Source organism: Leucobacter exalbidus (assembly GCF_017834145.1).
GTDB lineage: Bacteria > Actinomycetota > Actinomycetes > Actinomycetales > Microbacteriaceae > Leucobacter > Leucobacter exalbidus.
Map to the genome: position 1 here is coordinate 2,029,891 of NZ_JAFIDA010000001.1, position 17,655 is coordinate 2,047,545.

Consider the following 17,655-nt stretch of genomic DNA (forward strand, 5'->3'; position numbering starts at 1 on the left):
ATTGAGACATGTGAGGTGTGTGAGCTGGCGAATGGAGTCGACTGCGTGGGGGTGCATCGGGTGATGCGACGGGTGACTCGTGGGGTGAAATAATTCCCTCAATCTAGGAGTATAAAGCGCAGATGAGCAGCGTTTTTACGGCCACTATGATTGATGCGCGATTTGCGCTGTACGTTGGCTCACCCGCTTCGATATGGTGGGGACAGCACACGCAGGGTGTGCATGGGGAGAGGGATTATTTTGCGCGTACTAGTTACCAGTTCTCGAAACACATTTGCGCTTGACATCATTCGCAAGCTCGGCAGCACCGGGCACACCGTTGTGGCGAGCGACACCTACGCGGGCGCGATCGGCAGCCACTCCAAGTACCTCGAGGCGCACGCGGTCACCGCTTCTCCCCGTTTCAAGACTGACCAGTTCATCGCTGATATCAGCGAGCTTGTGACGAAGCACAACATCGACCTCATTATTCCGAGCTTTGAAGAGGCGTTTTACCTCTCGGCTCGGGTGCATGACCTGCCCGCGGGGGTTACCCTGTTTGCCGGTGACTTCGAGAGCCTGGCACGCCTGCACGACAAGGCAAGCTTCCAGCGTCTCGCCGAGCAAGCCGGTGTACCGATTCCCGAAACCCTGGTGGTCACGAACACTGATGAGCTCAACGCCGCCATCGCACGGTACCCGCGCTACTTCGCCCGCGCTGCGTTCTCGCGCGGCGGCGTCGGCCTGCTCACCAACACCGGCCCCTTGGCCGGCAAGATGCAGCCCGAAGACTGCCACCCTACGGTTGATCAGCCGTGGCTCGTGCAGCCCTTCGTTGATGGCCCGATGGTGTGCACGTACAGCACCATCGTCAAGGGTCGCGTCACTGCACACTGCACCTACCGCGCCCCCGAGCAGTGGGCACACAGCACGGGCATCGACTTCTTGGCCATCGACAGCACCGACACCCTCGCGTACACCGAGAAGCTGGTGGGCGAACTCGACCCGAACTTCACCGGTCAGCTTTCCTTCGACTTCGTTGACCACGAGGGCGGGCTCAAGGCCATCGAGTGCAACCCGCGCTCAACCAACGGTGTCATTCTGATCGAGGCCGACGCACTGGCTGCGGCGCTCGAGGGCACGAACGAGACCACCGTGGTCGTAGAGCCCGGCGTCGAGCGCCAGGTCAGCCTCGCGGTGCTCGCCGACGCATTCACCGAGCCGATCAAGCACCTCCCCACCTCGCTGCACGACCTGATCAAGGTACGCGACATCGGTGCCGGATGGCACGACAGCATCGCCATGATGTGGAGCCCCGCCACGCTGATTCACGGCGCCAAGATGGCACACGGTAAGCGTCAAGAGATTCTCGGCGCACTGGGCGAAGACATCGTCTGGAACGGCGAAGAAATCGACGGCATGTCTGAGAGCGACGCCGCAGCGCTCGAAGCCGTGCACGGCCAGCGGGTCTAACTGCTGCCGGGCGGGTAGATACGCCCAACACGAGGCCCTGGGGGCGGTGCTGTGCACCGCCCCCAGGGCCCCGCATGTTTATACCTGCATGAACCGTTCGACCGCGAGTGCGGCCTGCAGCAGCGCGGGAAACCGGGCAGAAATGCCCCGCTTGGGCAGCTGATTGAGGGCGACCGTGTCGGCGGGGAGCTGCTCCTGCTGCCCGTTGACCAGCCGCCGAATCGCATTCAGCAGCGCCACCGGGTGCGTATCGAGTGCGCTGTGCCCGTTGTCGATCTCCACCAGCACCGCGTCGGGCGCTGCGGCCGCCACGCGTCGGGCGATCGCGGTGGGGGTGCGCAAATCGCGGGCACCCGTCAGCAGCACGAGCGGCCACGAGAAGTTCGCCGCCTGCGCCTGCAGATCGAATGGTTCGTGGGCGAAGGGCGGAAACTGATCGGCGATGAGGCCGTAGGTCAGTGCAGGGTCGAGTGGTCGACCATCGCGCGGTGCACCGTAGCCCAGCTCGCGAAACCCGATCGCCCCCACGAGATCAAACTCGTAGATGCCGGGCAGCTGGGCAATCGAGGCATCGCGGGTGGCATACGACGCGAGGAGCTTCCAGGTGAGACTGCCGCGGTGCCGGATCCGGCGGCGCAACAGCCGGGTGAGGAACGTGGCGCCGCAGAGCTCATATGCTGCCCGCACTACGTCGAGCAGTTCGCGCTCATCGATGCCGGTCGCCGCGAGCTCGTGTACCAGCGTGGGCAGCGGCTCATTGCCCTCCCAGAGCAGGTCGCGCAGCACCTCGCGCTCAAGATCGTGGTCGCTCGCCGACTGTAGCGCCGAATCGAGCAGCATGCCGGCCACCCGGTCACCGTGCCGAGCGCCGAACGAACTCGCGAGGTAGCTGCCGTACGAAGATCCGGCGATAAATGCCGTGCGCACGCCTTCGCGGTCGAGCACCGCAGCAATATCGTCGACCGCCTCAGTCACCCACATCGCCGAGACGGGAAGGTCGTGGCCGGCAAGATCGGTGCGCGAGCGCCCCACGCCGCGGTGCTCCACCATGATGAGATCGAGACCGCCGCGAGCGGCAAGCCGCCGCAACCGGCGATAGGGCAGCACCGAACCGAGCCCAGGCCCGCCAGGAATGATGACCGTGGGGGTGCTCGTGCGCGGGCCGGTGCGCACGTAGGCAAGATCGAAAGCGGGGGAGTTGTCGGTGGCCGGGCGGTGCACCTTGCGCAGCCCGGTCGTGCGGGCGGTGGCGATGAGCAGCAGCTTCGATGATGCGTTCATGAGTGGTCCTAACGAATAGCGGGGTCGAAGAACGCGAGCCACACAAACAACAGGCCGGCGGCGCACAGCAGCGCAGCGAGGTAGAAGCGGTAATCCCAAGTTTGGGCGGCCGCATAGAACCGGGTGATGCGGTCAGAGAGCCCCGGAATGCGCGCCCACACCCAGGCCAGTGCGAAGAACGGGGCCACCAGCGCCGCCAAGAACACGACGTAGGCGATCACGCGCAGCAGCAGATCGGGGGTGAGCCCCGCGATGAGGCGGCCGGTCAGATACATGATGGGCAGCGTGGTGAACCCGACGCAGGCGCCCAGCCCCAAGAAGAAGTAGCTGTAGGGGCGCGCACTGGGTTTGGGTGACTTAGCCGCTTTCCTCGGAAGCTGCGGGGTGCGCCGCTTCCACCACAGCACAACCCCCGCCGCGATCAGAAACAGGGCAGCAGCGATGATGTCAATGGTCTGGTTGACGAGCACGGCATCGAGCTTGCCGCGAGAGGCCTGCACAATACTCGTCGGGTTGACGCTGTGAAACAACGCCAGCAGCAGGGTGGCGCCCACGACGAGGCCCGCGGCCATCCATCGCAGCCGGGCGGTGGCCTGCACGTTGCGCGCCAACATGTCGGCGGTGGCGCCGTAGAGGGCGGGGTTCACGCCCATCGCAAGCCCGAATCCGACCAGCGTGAGCAGCCCTGGCCCCCACGCAATCACGCTGCTCATCGTGCCCCCAGGTCACGGGGTGCACGGGAAGCAGTCACGGCTCGACTGCGCTTGGCGCACATCACCTAGAACGCCGTCAGATCGACCTCGAACATGTTCGCGGTGGCCCGAGCCGTGGGGGAGCCCGCGTTGATGTCGGCACCGTGCTTCATCAGAATCGAGATCACCTCGGTGGCACGCTTAAACACGGCGCCCGCAATGGGGGTCTGCCCGCGATCGTTCTGGCGGTCAATGTCGGCATCTCGCTCAACCAGCGCCGCAACGAGCTCGGCGTGGCCGTGATAGGCCGCGAGCATGATCAGGGTGTTGCCCTTCTCGTCGGTGAGGTTGACGGGCACCCCCTGATCGATCGCGCTCGCCACAAACGCGACGTCGCCGCTGCGTGCCGCGTCAAAGAGACGGTGCGCAAACTCAAGGGCGTCATCGGGCAGTGCGGCTTCTGTTTCAGTCATGCGCCCATTCTTGCAAAGAATGCACGGTAGAGGGGGAGCGCGTGCCGGGCGGAGCGGTTGGGCCGGCTGCGGGGCCTGCTGCTGGCTCGGCAGCAGACCTCGCCACTGGCCAATTGGCTAGGGCACAGGCTGGCCTCGTAGCCGGGGTGCGGCGCGCACGATTCGCCAAAACTAGAAGCATGAACGACAACACGATCCCGGCCATTCACGCCGCCGGCCTCCACAAATCCTTTGGCGACTACGCCGCGGTCGAAGACGTCAGCTTTCTTGTGCCCTACGGCCGCGTGGTGGGGCTGCTCGGCCCCAACGGTGCGGGCAAGACCACCACGATGCGCATGCTCGTCGGCCTCGCCACCCCCACCCAGGGGGTCTCACACATCGCGGGCCGCCCCTACGCGGCACTGAGCCGCCCTGCCCAACAGATCGGGGTGGTGCTCGACGCGGGCGGGCTGCACCCCTCGCGCACCGCGAGGCAGCACCTGCGCATTGCCGCCGCCATGGCCCACATCGATGCGGCCCGGGTGACCGACGTGCTGAACGAGACCGGCATGATGGCCGCCGCAGACCGCCCCATTAAGGGGTACTCGCTCGGCATGCGGCAGCGGCTCGCACTCGCCACCGCCCTGCTCGGCGACCCCCGGGTGCTGATTCTCGACGAACCGGCGAATGGCCTCGATCCGGCGGGAATTCGGTGGCTGCGCGAGAACCTGCGCGCGTTCGCCGCCGCGGGCGGAGCGGTGCTGGTGTCTTCGCACCTGCTCGCTGAAATCGAGCACGTCGCCGATGATGTCGTCGTCATCGCACACGGCCGAGTGGCCGCTGCGGGCGAGCTGACGGCCCTCACCGCCCACCACGGCGGCGATCTCGAATCCTTCTACCTCGACCTCACCGCAACCACCACGGAGGTGCGCTCATGTTTCGCGCAGAACTGCTGAAGCTCTCAACCATTCGCTCCACCCAGATCGCCGCCTTCATTGGCATCGTGGGCATCGCGCTCACCCAGGGGCTGATGTTCTGGTTCGTGCCAGCCCTCACCTTGGGCCTCATTGACGTGCCAGCTGACATCGGGCTGCCCGCGTTCGACACGGGTAGCCACGCATTCCAAATCGCGGCACTCAACCTGGTGAGCGGGGGATCCGGATCAGGCTCCCTCAGCCTCGCACTCATCGCGATCGTATCGATCGGGGTGCTCGCGGCGACCACCGACTACCGCTTTGGCGGCATGGCCACCGCTGCCCTCGCCCAGCCCCGCCGCGTGAACATTCTCGCGGGCAAGGTCGCGGCCACCGCCCTGATCGTGGCGATCATCGGCGTCGTCTACGCCCTCGTGAGCGTGGGCGTGCTGTGGCTCGCGACGCAGACCGCGCAGGAGGCGCTCGTGATCTCGGGCGGCGACATCCTGTCGGCCGCGGCCCGCAGCATCGCCGCCCTCGCCCTGCTCTCACTCGCCGCGCTCGCTGTAGGCCTGCTGGTGCGCAGCACACTCGCCGCGTTTCTGGTCGTGATTGGGGTGGTGACGATCGAGCCCATCATTCAGGGGATCGGCATGATGACGGGGTCGGCCGCGGGCTGGATGCAGTGGCTGCCCCTCGCCCTCGCACAGACCGCCGCTGGCGACTTCGCCGCGGCCCCCGGGCCGAACCCGCTCACCGCGCTGGGCATGCTCGCCGCGGGCACCCTCGTGCTGCTCGTGATCGCGGGTGCGGTGCTGCGCCGCCGCGATCTCTAATCCGCGTGCGCCAGCCGGGCCACCGCGACCAGTATCCTCGCATCAGCCGACCCCACCCAGGATAATGAACACTATGCATGCGCCCGCCAGCCCCTCCGCCCTCTCGCGGCTCTGGCGGGCGCTGCCTGTGGTGGTGATCCTGGCGCTCGCCACCGTGTACGTGCTCACCGTCTCAGCGGGCATCTTGGGGGCGGTGACGGCGGCAGAGTTCTGGGTGATCGTCACAGCCCTCGTCGGCCAGGCCGCCCTGCTCGCGGCGCGGTATCGGTGGCCGCTGGCCGTGCTGCTGGGCGTGATCGTGCTCGATTGGCCGATGCTGATGATCTGGCACGGCGAGGTCACGGTGGGCTCTGCCGCGGTGATGATGGCGATGTACACCGTGCGGCGCACGAGCCCGGCCTCCCGGGCCTACCTGTGGGCCGCCGCCGGAGCCCTCGCGACCGCCGCCGTGATGTACATCACGCTGGGGGCGAGCGATGAATTGCTGGCCGAGTGGCGCTTGCCCGCCGCGGCTGGGCAGGCCGTCGCCACCTTCGCCCTGCCGCTGGTGATCGCCGAGGTCGTGCTCGTGCAGACCCGCCTCGCCACGGTGCTGCGCGAGCGTGCCGAGCTCGCCGAGCGCGACCGCGAGCGCAACGCCCGCGAGGCGGTGCAGCTCGAACGCAACCTGATCGCGCGCGAGCTGCACGACATCGCAGCCCACCACCTGACGGGCATCATCCTCACGAATCAGGCGGCGCGGGCGCTGCTGAAGCGTGATCCGGATCAGGTCAGTGGCTACCTCGATACCATTCAGACCGAGGCCCGCACCGCGCTCGAAAATGTACGGCAGACGGTCGGGTTGCTGCGCACCGACGGCGAAACCGATCTCGCCCCGGCGCCCGCGCTCAGCGACCTGCCCCAGCTCATCGCCGAGTATCGCGAGCGGGGCCTGGCGATCGAGTTCGCCGAGACCGGCGAGCGTGTGGCGCTCGGCCCGATCGCGGGGATCTCTGCCTACCGCACGGTGCAGGAGTCACTTGCGAACGCCGCCAAACACGCCCCCGGATCAGCCTGCGCCGTCACCGTCGAGTGGGGCGGCGGTGACACCGTTGCGGGGCTCCCCAGCTTGCGCATCAGCGTCACCAACACCCAGGCCACCCGCGCCGCGGCGATCGAAACGTCGCTGATTCCCGCGGGCGGCAACGGCCTAATCGGCATGCGTGAGCGTGCAGCGCTCACCGGAGGCACCCTCGTGGCCGGCCCCCGCGTTGATGGCGGGTGGGCCGTCGAACTCACGATCCCAGCAGAGAGCAGCCCATGATTCGCGTACTCATCGCCGACGACCAAGCCATCGTGCGCGCGGGCCTCACCGTCGTACTCGAGGCCGAAACAGACCTCACGGTCGTGGGCCAGGCCGCCGATGGCTACGAAGCGGCCAGGCTTGCCGCCGAGCTGCAGCCCGATGTCGTGTGCATGGACATTCGCATGCCCGGGCGCGACGGCATTCAAGCCACCCGCGACATCGTTGCCGAGCACCCCCACATCGGGGTGCTTGTGGTCACCACGTTCGATCTTGACGACTACGTCTTTGGTGCGCTCGAAGCGGGGGCTGCCGGGTTCCTACTGAAAGGGTCAGACGAGACCACCATCACCCAGGCCATTCGCTCGGTCGCCGCGGGCGACGGCACCCTCGACCAGCGACTCACGCGGCGCGTGCTCACCGAGTTCGCGCAGCGGCGACCCGCCCCCGAAGCCCAACGCACGAACATCGCCGAGCACCTCACCCCGCGCGAAATCGAGATTCTCGTGCTGCTGAGCCAGGGGCACTCAAACAAAGAGATCGCGGCGCAGCTGTTCATCGAGCCCACCACCGTGAAATACCACCTGGCCAGCCTGCTCACGAAAACCGGCACGAGAGACCGACTGCAGGTGGCGCTGTGGGCGCTGCGCAGCGGCATCGTGCAGTAACCGGGCCCTGCACGGCCAGGCGCTCGCCGCCGTGCGAAGATGACACCATGACGAACGCGGCCCAGCTCACCCCCACCGAAGCGATTGCCCTCGCGGCTCGCGCCGAAGCCATCGCGACGATTCTGCACCGCGGGCAGGCCGACAGAAACGGTGACGACTACATTGAGCACCCGCGCCGGGTCGCGGCACGATTCGACCCCGAGACCGACCCGCTGGCACACGCAGCGGCCTGGCTGCACGACACAATCGAAGACTGCGAAGTACTGCCCGAAGACCTGCGCGATGCGAAGATTCCCCACCCGGTGATTGACGCCGTGCTGTTTCTGACGCGACGCCCGGGCCTCGCCGATGATGACTACTACCGGGCGATCAGACGCGACCCCATCGCCCTGCGCGTGAAGCTCGCCGATATTGATGACAACACCGACCCCGTGCGCACCGCACAGCTTGACGAGGCTACACGCGAGCGGCTCGCACGCAAGTACGCCCACGCCCGCGAGGTGCTGCTGGGCTGACGCCACAGCTCAGCGCCGCGCCGCAGCGGCCCGGCACCGTGTCATTCAAAAGGATGATTTTGTAACCAACACTGCGCGCGATGCCGCCGGGGGCGCGACCGGCTTGGCTTGAAACATGACTCAAACTGGCATGTTTACGGGCCCTTCGCGGGGGCTGGCGGGGAAGCTTTCGCGTGGGCTCACTTCGCGGCGGGGCGCCCGCATCTCACTTATCGCGGTGCTCGTGGGGGTACTCGCACTCTTTGGGCTGCTCTCGGGCGCCGAGGCCCCTGGCGGCAACGCGCAGGCCCCGGCCACCTCTGAATCGATGCGGGCCAGCGAGCTGCTGGCAATATTTGAGGGCGCCGATGTGCAACCCGTGTTGGTGGTGGCCACGCGCACCGCGGGCGGCCCGCTTACGCAGGCTGACCAGGCCGCCCTGCAGGCGCTCGCCCCGCAGCTCACGCAGCTGTCTGATAACGAAGCCACGGGGCCCATGCTCAGCGATGACGGTGAGGCGGGGGTACTCGTCGTGCCGGTGAACGCACCCGCTCACTCAACCAACACTGACTCAGCCACCGCCGACTCAGCGAGTGACGCCCCGACCACCGCCGACGCGGTGGCGCAGCTGCGGGCCGACCTCGGGGAGCACGAGGTGCCCGGCCTCACCATGCAGGTGACCGGCGGCCCTGCCTTCGGCGCCGATGTCGCCGCCGCCTTTGATGGCGCCGACTTCACCCTGCTCTTCGTGACCATTCTGATCGTCGCCATCCTGCTGATCGCCACCTACCGCTCACCCGTGCTGTGGCTCGTGCCGCTCACCGTGGTGGCCCTGTCAGACTGGCTGGCCAGCCTCGCTACCGCGGCGCTGGGCAGCGCCCTCGAGCTACAGTTCGACGCCGGCATCATCAGCGTGCTCGTGTTTGGCGCCGGCACCAATTACGCCCTGCTGCTGATCTCGAGGTATCGCGAAGAACTGCTGCTCACCGACGACCATCGGCGGGCGCTCGCCGCGGCCTGGCGGGGGAGCGCCCCCGCCATCGTGGCCTCGAACGTCACCGTCGTGCTGTCGCTTGCGACCCTCGCCTTCGCGGTGATCCCCGGCACGCGCGGGCTCGGCCTGTCTGCCGCGTTGGGGCTCGTCATCGCCCTCGGCATGGTGCTGTTTGCCCTGCCGCCCGTGCTCGCGATCTGCGGCCGGCGCGTGTTCTGGCCGTTCGTGCCGCGCCCAGGCCAAGCGCCCAAGCGGGCCGGGCTGTGGCAGCGCACCGCCTCCTTCGTGGTGCGCACACCCGGCCGCTCGATCATCGCCGCGGGCCTCTTGCTCGCGGTCATGATGACCGGGCTTGCGGGCACCACCGTCGGCCTCACCCAGCTCGACAAGTTTCGGGTGCCCGCAGAGTCGGCGGCCGGGCTCGAAACGCTGTCACAGCATTTCCCCGCCGGCGAAGCGCAGCCCACACTCATCGTGACGCAGTCGGCGCAGGCGGGCGACGTGGTGGCCGCCGTGCGCGACATCGACGGTGTGGTGCGCGCACACCCCGCGGGCGAAACAAAGAACGGTGAGCTCACCAAAATCATGGTGACGGGCGAATACGCGCCCGGGTCACCGGCCGCGCTCGACCAGGTCACGCAGATTCGCGCGGCCGTGCACGCGATCCCGGCAGCCGAAGCGCTCGTGGGCGGCGGCGGGGCCACCGACCTTGACGCCCGGGCGGGCAACGAACGTGACCTGCTCGTCATTGCGCCGCTGATTTTGCTCGTCAGCTTTGTGGTGCTGCTCGTGCTGCTGCGGTCACTCGTCGCCCCAGTGTTGCTGCTGATCACCAACGTCGCCAGCGCCGCCGCCGCAATCGGGGCCGGTGCGTGGCTGAGCCGCACGCTCATGGGCCAGCACGCGCTCGACGCACAGGTTCCACTGTTGGCCTTCCTGTTTCTGGTGGCGCTGGGTATCGACTACTCGATCTTTCTGGTGCATCGGGCCCGCGACGAGGCCGTCGCACACGGCACCCGCGACGGCATGGTGCGCGCCGTCACCCACACCGGCGGTGTGATTACGAGCGCAGGAATCGTGCTGGCCGCCGTCTTCGCGGCGCTCGGGGTGCTGCCGCTCGTCGTGCTCGGGCAGCTGGGCCTCATCGTGGGCGTCGGTGTGATCGTTGACACCCTCGTCGTGCGCACGGTGATCGTTCCCGCCCTGTTTGGGTTGCTGGGTGACCGCATCTGGTGGCCCGGCGGAGGGGCACGTCGCGCAAACGACGCCGCGGCCTCACACTAATGACATGGACATCGTGAGCTCACCCCTGGACCAGGCCGCGACTGCCGCGGGGCGTCTCGGCCCTGCGGCAGCGACCGCGCGGGCCATGCGCCTCGGGCAGTACGCCATCGCGGCGGTGCTCACGGTGATCGGGGTGGTGCGCGCGATCACCGACGGCACGGCTGCCCCGGCCGCGGTTGCCGCGGGCCTCGCGGTGCTGGTGTGGCACGGCGCGGGCGCGCTGCTGCCCGCGAAATCCCGGCGCGTCACGATCGTGTGGTGGTTCGTGGGGCTGGCCGTGGTGTGGGGCGTTGCCGTCGCGGTTTCGGCCGAGTTTGTGTGGCTCGCATTCTTGCTCTGGCTGCTCGCCGGCCACCTGCTGCCCGGCTGGTGGGCCCTCGGGTTCTCGGCGCTCGTGTACGCCGTGGTCGTGGCCGCGCCGCTCATTCACCACGGCGCTACGAGTTACGCCAACCTCTTCGGCCCCCTCATCGGCGGGGTGTTCGCGCTGGGAATCTCGCGTGGCTACCTGCAACTGCTGCACGATGCGGTCGAACGCGAACGGCTCGTCGACTCATTGACGCGCGCCCGACACGAAACCGAGCTGCTGCAAGACGAACTCGCCCTCACCCAGCGCCGCTCGGGAGCGATGGGCGAGCGCGCCCGCATCGCCCGCGACATTCATGACACGGTCGCCCAGGGCCTGTCTTCGATCAGGCTCATCGCGCACGCCGAGGCGCTCGACCGCATCGAAATGATCGCGGGCGAGAGCCTCACCGATGTGCGCCGGATCATTGCAGCCCTCACCCCCGCCGAGCTTGAAGACGGTGCGCTCGAGGGGGCGCTGGCGCGCCTCGTGGCGCGCTTCGTGCAGGACAGCGATACTGGGCTGCCGCCCCAGGCCACCCCCATGCGCGCGCAGCTGCACGTCGACCCCGCGACGCCCCAGTTGTCGGTGGCCACCGAGGTGGCGCTTCTGCGCGTGGCCCAGTCGGCGCTCGCGAATGTGCGCCAGCACGCGGGGGCGACGCGCACCGAGGTGACGCTGTCGGCCGCGGGTGGGCAGGTGCGCCTTGACGTGCGTGACGACGGCGTCGGGTTTACCGTGACTGAGTGGGAAGCGGGCAACGGTGTGCCAAACGATGCCGGGCGCACCAGCTTTGGGCTGCGCCTGATGCGTGATCGCCTGCGCGATCTTGGCGGCGGGCTCGATATTGAAAGCGCGCCAGGCGAGGGCTGCGCGGTGAGCGCCTATCTGCCTATCGGTGCCGCCTCAACGCCACTACCGACGCCGGCCCCAACCCCAGCTGCGGCCCCGACCCAACCTAGTTCGCAGCAGTTAGATGAGACGGAGGCCACCCGATGACCACGAGCGTGATGCTGATCGATGACCACCCCGTCGTGCGCAGCGGGCTGCGCGCGGTGCTCGAACAACACGGCGGCATCACGGTGGTCGGCGAAGCCGGCACCGGGGAGGCCGGCGTTGAACTCGCACGGGCGGTGCGGCCCGATGTGGTGCTGTGTGATCTGCGGCTGGGATCCGGAATCGATGGAATCGAGACCACCCGGCAGCTGTGCGCCCTCCCTGAGCCGCCCGCCGTGTTGATTCTCACCACCTTCGACCGCGATGCCGAGCTCATCGGTGCGGTGGAGGCGGGGGCCGCCGGCTACCTTTTAAAGGACGTGGCGCCCGAGGCCATCATTGCGGGCATCGAACAGGCGGCGGCGGGCGGGCTGTACCTGCCGGGCGAGCTCGCGGCGCGGGTGCTCGACGTGATGCGCCGGCCGCGCCCCCAGCTGACACAGCGCGAGATTGAGGTACTCACCCTCGCGGCCACCGGGGCTGCGAATCGCGAGATCGCGCGCGACCTGTTCGTGTCTGAGGCCACCGTGAAAAGTCACCTGTCGCATATTTTTGGCAAGCTCGGCGTGGATAGTCGGTCGCGGGCGATCAGGGTCGCCGGTGACGCCGGGCTGATTTAACGCCCGCCGCCCCCAAAATTGGGGCAGCACCCAGTTAGTGTCTCGGGTTGCAGACACACTTCGCCGGGCTGTTGCGGTCACCGATGCTGGGTCGCAAACGGGGCACAATGAGGGATTTTCGAGGCAATGAGGGGGCGGCGCGGCGTTGTCATCAGAATGTAACAGAGCAGTTCGGGCGACAATATTGGCGAATTCATGCGAATAATACGCGCCGCACCATACCTGCTATTGAGCCTGGTAGACAGAATTTCTGGGGCTCCGCAGAAGGGGCAGTACACTCAAAATGACACGTACCCTCGGGCTTGTTACGTTCGCACTTGACAACCCCGAACTTCCCAACATGGAGTGATCAATGAAGATTCGCTACGCGCTTCCTGCCTTTGCTGCAGCCGCGCTTCTCACCCTGACCGGCTGCGTCAACAACGACTCAGGCACCGACACCGAAGCCCCCGCCGAATCGGGCGGTTCTTCGGTCACCGTCGACGAGGCAGCGGTTGCGCTGCTGCCAGCCGAGGTGAAGGAATCTGGCGAGCTACTCATCGGCACCGACGCCGAGTACCCGCCCAACGAATACAAGGACGGTGACGGCAACCCCGTCGGCTGGGGCGTTGAGCTCGCGACCGCCGTTTCAGAAAAGCTCGGGCTGACCCCCTCATGGGAGATCCTCGGCTTCGACAGCATTATTCCGCGCATTCAAGAGGGCGGCCTAAACATGGGCTCGTCTTCGTTCACCGACACCGTTGAGCGTCAGAAGTCAGTCGACTTCGTCAACTTCCTCAACGCCGGTAGCCAGTGGGCTGCGGCTCCCGGCTCAGACGTCGACCCCGAGAACGCGTGCGGGCTGACGATTGCTGTGCAGGCCACGACGGTGCAAGACACCGACGAGCTGCCCGCGAAGTCGAAGGCGTGCACCGACGCCGGCGAAAAGGCCATCGAGGTGTTGCGCTTTGACGGCCAGCCCGAGGTCACGCAGGCCGTGATCGACGGCCGCGCCGCCGCATTCTCGGCCGACTCGCCCGTCACCGGCGACGCGGTCACGAAGCTCGACGGCCAGCTCGAGCTGGTCGGCGACCTGTTCGACGCCGCCCCCTACGGTTTCGCTACGCAGAAGGACAGCGACATGACGGCGGCCGTGCAGGCAGCACTGCAGTCACTCATGGATGACGGTACCTACCTCGAGATTCTGACCTCGGCCGGTATCGAGTCGGGTGCGCTCACCGAGGCGACCATCAACGCAGGCGCCAACTAACCCACCGATCGAGATGCTGTGCCCCTCATTCGCTCGGCACGCGCAGGGACATGATCCCGGTGCCTGTCGAGCGAATGGCGGTTATAGCCACCATGCACAACCAGCTGACACACACTGATCGAGGTAAGAATCAATGAAGATCAAACTCGCTATTCCGGCGATTGCCGCCGCAGCCCTTCTCGCCCTCACCGGGTGCACCAACGCTGACGGCGTTGAGCGCGAACAGGTGAGCACCGACGTCATCGAGGGCATCAAAGCCGATCCAGCCGCTGTTAAACTGCTGCCCGCAGACGTTGCAGAATCGGGCGAGCTGCGCATCGGCGTCAACCCGAACTACGCCCCCATCGAGTACAAAGATGAGAACGGTGTGGCCATCGGCTGGGGCATTGACCTCGGCGATGCTGTGGCTGCAAAGCTCGGGCTCACTCCCAAATGGGAGCACATGAACTTCGACAGCATCATTCCGCGCGTGCAAGAGGGCGGGCTCGACATGAGCTCGTCGTCGTTCACCGACACGGTGGAGCGTCAGAAGTCAGTCGACTTCGTGAACTACCTCAACGCTGGCTCGCAGTGGGCCGCGAAGGTGGGCGAAGACGTTGACCCCGAGAACGCGTGCGGGCTGACCGTCGCGGTCAAGGCCACCACCATCCAAGAGCAGACTGAGCTGCCCGCGCGCAGCGAAAAGTGCGTCGCTGCCGGCAAAGAGCCGATCGAGATTCTGATTCTCGACCAGCAGCCCGAGGTAACGCAGGCCGTCATCGACGGTCGCGCCGTGGCATTCTCGGCAGACTCACCCGTCTCGGGTGATGCCGCCGTGCAGCTGTCAGATCAGATTGAGCTCGTCGGCGAGGTGTTTGACGCCGCACCATACGGTCTCGTAACCCCCAAGGACAGCGAGCTCACGAAGGCCGTGCAGGCGGCTATGCAGTCGCTGATGGACGACGGCACCTACCTCGAGATCCTCACCAGCGCGGGCGCGCAGGATGGTGCGCTGACCGAAGCCACGATCAACGCCGGTGAGAAGTAGAAGGACTCATCATGACTGAACAACAACCCTCTGGGGGCGGGGCAGTGACGCACCGCGAACCCGAGCAGTTACAAGCGATCAAGCTCAGGCATCCCTGGCGCAACGTGTTTGCAGCCGTGATCATTCTGGTCGCCGTTCTCTTCATCTATGACACCGCGTTCAACCGCTCGGTGTACAACTGGGGCGAGGTGGGCAAGTACCTCTTCGACGTGCGCATCATGCAGGGCGTGGGGTACACGCTGCAGCTCACGATCTACTCCATGGTGATCGCGGTCGCCCTGGGCATCACGATGGCCGTGATGCGCCAGTCGCCCAACCCCGTGGTGAGCTCGGTGGCCTGGGTGTACCTGTGGCTGTTCCGCGGCACCCCCGTGTACGTGCAGCTCGTGTTCTGGGGCCTCGTGCCCACGATCTACAAGTCCCTCGAGCTGGGTATCCCGTGGACCGAGGCCGTGGTCTCGCTCAACACGAAGGATCTGCTCAGCTACTTCACGCTCGCCGTGATCGGCCTCGCGCTCAACGAGGCCGCCTATATGGCCGAGATCGTGCGCGCCGGCCTGCTCTCGGTCGATGAGGGTCAGGCCGAGGCGTCGAAGGCGCTTGGCCTCGGCTGGTGGCACACAATGAGCCGGGTGATCTTGCCGCAGGCGATGCGCGTGATCATTCCGCCGACGGGCAACGAGCTCATCTCGATGCTGAAAACGACCTCGCTGGTGACGGCGGTGCCGTTCACACTCGACGTCTACGGGCGGCAGCGCGACATCGCCGCCGTGACCTACCAGCCGGTGCCGATGCTGATCGTGGCGTCGGTCTGGTATCTCGTGGTGACCTCGATTCTGATGGTGGGCCAGTACTTCCTTGAGAAGCACTTCGCCAAGGGCGTCACGAAGCGCCCCGACGTAATGAAGCCGTCAATCGAAACCTCAAGCATTTCGGTGGTCGGTGAGCACGGGGGCCAGACAACCCCCACGTACCCCAGTGCAGGAGGCGGCAGAAGTATCGTGCCGCCGCATGAACGACCAGGAGGGGGCGGAGCATGAGCACGCACGCGACCAGCACACCCATGGTGAAGGCCGAGGCCGTTTCAAAGGCCTACGGCTCGAACCTTGTACTGAAGTCGATCTCGCTCGAGGTGCAGCGGGGCGAGGTGCTCTGCCTCGTGGGGCCCTCGGGCTCGGGCAAATCGACCTTCCTGCGCTGCATCAATCACCTCGAGACGGTCAACGCCGGCCGGCTCTCGGTCGACGGTGAGCTCGTGGGCTATCGCCAGAAGGGCGACAAGCTCTACGAGATGCACCCGCGCGAGGCTGCAGCACAGCGCCGCGACATCGGCATGGTGTTTCAGCGGTTCAACCTCTTCCCGCACATGACGGCGCTCGAGAATGTGATGGCCGCCCCCATGCTGCTCAAAAAGGGCAGCAAGGCGCAGCTGAAGGCGCGCGCGCTCGAGCTGTTGGCCCGGGTGGGTCTGGGCGAACGCCATGATTACTACCCGGCACACCTGTCGGGCGGGCAGCAGCAGCGCGTGGCGATCGCGCGGGCGCTCGCCATGGAGCCCAAGCTGATGCTGTTTGATGAGCCGACCAGCGCGCTCGACCCCGAGCTTGTGGGCGAGGTGCTCGATGTCATGAAGGGCCTCGCCGAGAGTGGCATGACGATGATCGTTGTGACGCACGAGATGGGGTTCGCGCGCGAGGTGGCCGACAAGCTCGTGTTTATGGACGGCGGCGTGGTCGTCGAAGAGGGTGACCCGGCCCAGGTGCTGTCGAACCCCCAGCGCGAGCGCACGAAGGCCTTCCTGTCGAAGGTGCTGTAGGCGCTGAGGCGCTGAGGCAGGATCCGGATCGGGCGGTGCCGCAGAATTTTTCTGCGGCACCGCCCGCCGTGTCAGTTCGTGCACCGAGGTGACGTGGCCGCGCGGGCGCGATACGCTCGACGTTCGGGGTGCAGCGAAATGTAAGGGGAAGCCCGGATGAGCCTGGTCGATATCGCGGTGTATCTTGATGGCGTGCGCGTGCCCGGGGCAGGCACGCTGCCTGAGGCCGCCGCACAGGCGCGCGAGCTGGGCGGATTCGTGTGGCTGGGGCTGCTGAACCCGAGCGATGCCGAGGTGCAGCAGCTGGGCGAGGTCTTTGGCCTGCACCCGCTGGCGCTTGAGGACGTGTCGCAGGGGCATCAGCGCCCAAAACTTGAGCGCTATGACGACTCCACGTTCTTGGTGCTGCGCCCCGCACGGTATCTGCCCGATACCGAGCTCGTCGAGTTTGGTGAGCTGCACGTCTTCATCGGCCCGAACTTTATTGTCTCGATTCGCCTGGCCGAGCACCCGAAGCTTTCGGGCATGCGGCAGGATCTTGAGCAGCAACCCGAGGTGTTGCGGCTCGGGCCTCCTGCGGTGCTGCACGCGCTGCTCGACCGCGTGGTCGATGACTACGAACCCGTGGTGCGCGGCATCGAGAAAGCCGTCGATGAGATCGAAGACGAACTCTTTGACGGCTCGGGGAGCAGGCGTCAGCTTGCCCGGCGCATCTACCTGCTCTCGCGCGAGGTGATTACGTTTCAGCGGGCGGCCCGGCCGCTGCTGGAAGCGATCAAAGACCCGCACCAGGTGGAGGCGGCGGGGCTCACCCAGGTCGAGCTGCGGCGCTACCTGCGCGACGTCGTCGATCACCTGATTCCGATCTGTGACCGGATCGACAATTACCGCCAGCTGCTGCAGAACGCACTGACGGTGCACTTGAGCTTGGCAACGCAGGCGCGTGAAGAAGAGATGGCCCAGATGACGCAGACGAGCATTGAGCAGTCTGAGGCCATGAAGAAGATTTCGAGCTGGGCCGCCATTATTTTCGCGCCCACGCTGATCAGCGGCATCTACGGCATGAACTTTGCCACGATGCCCGAGCTTGACTGGGGCATCGGGTACCCGCTTGCGATGCTTGCCATGGGCGGGTTTGCGGTGACGCTGTACGTGATCTTCAAGCGCAAGAACTGGTTGTGATCGGCGCATAACGCAATCGAGCGGAGTGACCCCTGGGCAGGGGCCACTCCGCTCGCGCGGGTGCGCGGCA

General features: G+C 66.6%; 17 protein-coding genes. 14 read left to right on the forward strand and 3 right to left on the reverse strand.

Annotated features, from left to right (window positions below):
* Positions 1-222: 222 nt before the first annotated feature.
* Positions 223-1,452, forward strand: coding sequence for an ATP-grasp domain-containing protein (locus tag JOF28_RS09175; RefSeq protein ID WP_209705483.1), 1,230 nt, complete (start codon positions 223-225; stop codon positions 1,450-1,452).
* A 78-nt stretch (positions 1,453-1,530) separates the two neighbouring features.
* On the opposite strand, the gene JOF28_RS09180 is transcribed toward JOF28_RS09175, so the two are convergent.
* The 3 genes from JOF28_RS09180 to JOF28_RS09190 form a co-directional block, all read right to left on the reverse strand.
* Positions 1,531-2,733 carry an alpha/beta fold hydrolase gene (locus tag JOF28_RS09180; protein WP_209705484.1) on the reverse strand — a complete coding sequence of 401 codons (1,203 nt, stop codon included), beginning with the start codon at positions 2,731-2,733 and terminating at the stop codon, positions 1,531-1,533.
* An 8-nt stretch (positions 2,734-2,741) separates the two neighbouring features.
* Positions 2,742-3,446, reverse strand: coding sequence for a hypothetical protein (locus JOF28_RS09185; protein ID WP_209705485.1), 705 nt, complete (start codon positions 3,444-3,446; stop codon positions 2,742-2,744).
* Positions 3,447-3,511: 65 nt separating this feature from the next.
* Positions 3,512-3,898 (reverse strand): ankyrin repeat domain-containing protein, encoded by a 387-nt coding sequence (locus tag JOF28_RS09190; RefSeq protein ID WP_209705486.1) that lies wholly within the window; start codon positions 3,896-3,898, stop codon positions 3,512-3,514.
* 179 nt (positions 3,899-4,077) lie between these two features.
* Here JOF28_RS09190 and JOF28_RS09195 point away from each other — a divergent pair, with 179 nt between their 5' ends.
* From JOF28_RS09195 to JOF28_RS09255, 13 genes are all read left to right on the forward strand, one after another.
* Entirely contained in the window at positions 4,078-4,833 is a 756-nt protein-coding gene (locus JOF28_RS09195) for an ABC transporter ATP-binding protein (RefSeq protein WP_209705487.1), read from the forward strand.
* Complete coding sequence (locus JOF28_RS09200) at positions 4,812-5,627, forward strand: hypothetical protein (protein ID WP_209705488.1); 816 nt, start codon at positions 4,812-4,814, stop codon at positions 5,625-5,627. The genes JOF28_RS09195 and JOF28_RS09200 overlap by 22 nt, the downstream gene beginning before the upstream one ends.
* A gap of 73 nt (positions 5,628-5,700) precedes the next feature.
* Positions 5,701-6,930: a sensor histidine kinase gene (locus JOF28_RS09205; RefSeq protein WP_209705489.1), complete on the forward strand. Its 1,230-nt coding sequence runs from the start codon at positions 5,701-5,703 to the stop codon at positions 6,928-6,930.
* Positions 6,927-7,577, forward strand: coding sequence for a response regulator transcription factor (locus tag JOF28_RS09210; RefSeq protein ID WP_209705490.1), 651 nt, complete (start codon positions 6,927-6,929; stop codon positions 7,575-7,577). The genes JOF28_RS09205 and JOF28_RS09210 overlap by 4 nt, the downstream gene beginning before the upstream one ends.
* 47 nt (positions 7,578-7,624) lie before the next feature.
* Positions 7,625-8,092 (forward strand): phosphohydrolase, encoded by a 468-nt coding sequence (locus JOF28_RS09215; RefSeq protein WP_209705491.1) that lies wholly within the window; start codon positions 7,625-7,627, stop codon positions 8,090-8,092.
* A 115-nt stretch (positions 8,093-8,207) separates the two neighbouring features.
* Positions 8,208-10,349: an MMPL family transporter gene (locus JOF28_RS09220; RefSeq protein ID WP_245189917.1), complete on the forward strand. Its 2,142-nt coding sequence runs from the start codon at positions 8,208-8,210 to the stop codon at positions 10,347-10,349.
* A 4-nt stretch (positions 10,350-10,353) separates the two neighbouring features.
* The gene (locus JOF28_RS09225; protein ID WP_209705492.1) at positions 10,354-11,694 is read left to right on the forward strand and encodes a sensor histidine kinase; all 1,341 of its coding nucleotides are present in this window, start codon (positions 10,354-10,356) and stop codon (positions 11,692-11,694) included.
* On the forward strand, positions 11,691-12,311 hold the full coding sequence (locus JOF28_RS09230; RefSeq protein WP_209705493.1) for a response regulator: 621 nt from the start codon (positions 11,691-11,693) through the stop codon (positions 12,309-12,311). The genes JOF28_RS09225 and JOF28_RS09230 overlap by 4 nt, the downstream gene beginning before the upstream one ends.
* Before the next feature lie 352 nt (positions 12,312-12,663).
* Positions 12,664-13,560 (forward strand): ABC transporter substrate-binding protein, encoded by an 897-nt coding sequence (locus JOF28_RS09235; RefSeq protein ID WP_209705494.1) that lies wholly within the window; start codon positions 12,664-12,666, stop codon positions 13,558-13,560.
* A 133-nt stretch (positions 13,561-13,693) separates the two neighbouring features.
* A complete protein-coding gene (locus tag JOF28_RS09240) occupies positions 13,694-14,587 on the forward strand; it encodes an ABC transporter substrate-binding protein (protein WP_209705495.1) in 894 nt (297 codons plus the stop codon).
* Between the two features lie 11 nt (positions 14,588-14,598).
* On the forward strand, positions 14,599-15,627 hold the full coding sequence (locus JOF28_RS09245) for an amino acid ABC transporter permease (protein ID WP_209705496.1): 1,029 nt from the start codon (positions 14,599-14,601) through the stop codon (positions 15,625-15,627).
* Positions 15,624-16,403, forward strand: coding sequence for an amino acid ABC transporter ATP-binding protein (locus tag JOF28_RS09250; protein WP_280909319.1), 780 nt, complete (start codon positions 15,624-15,626; stop codon positions 16,401-16,403). Before JOF28_RS09245 ends, JOF28_RS09250 begins: the two co-directional genes overlap by 4 nt.
* A gap of 156 nt (positions 16,404-16,559) precedes the next feature.
* A complete protein-coding gene (locus JOF28_RS09255; protein ID WP_209705497.1) occupies positions 16,560-17,585 on the forward strand; it encodes a magnesium and cobalt transport protein CorA in 1,026 nt (341 codons plus the stop codon).
* Positions 17,586-17,655 lie beyond the last annotated feature (70 nt).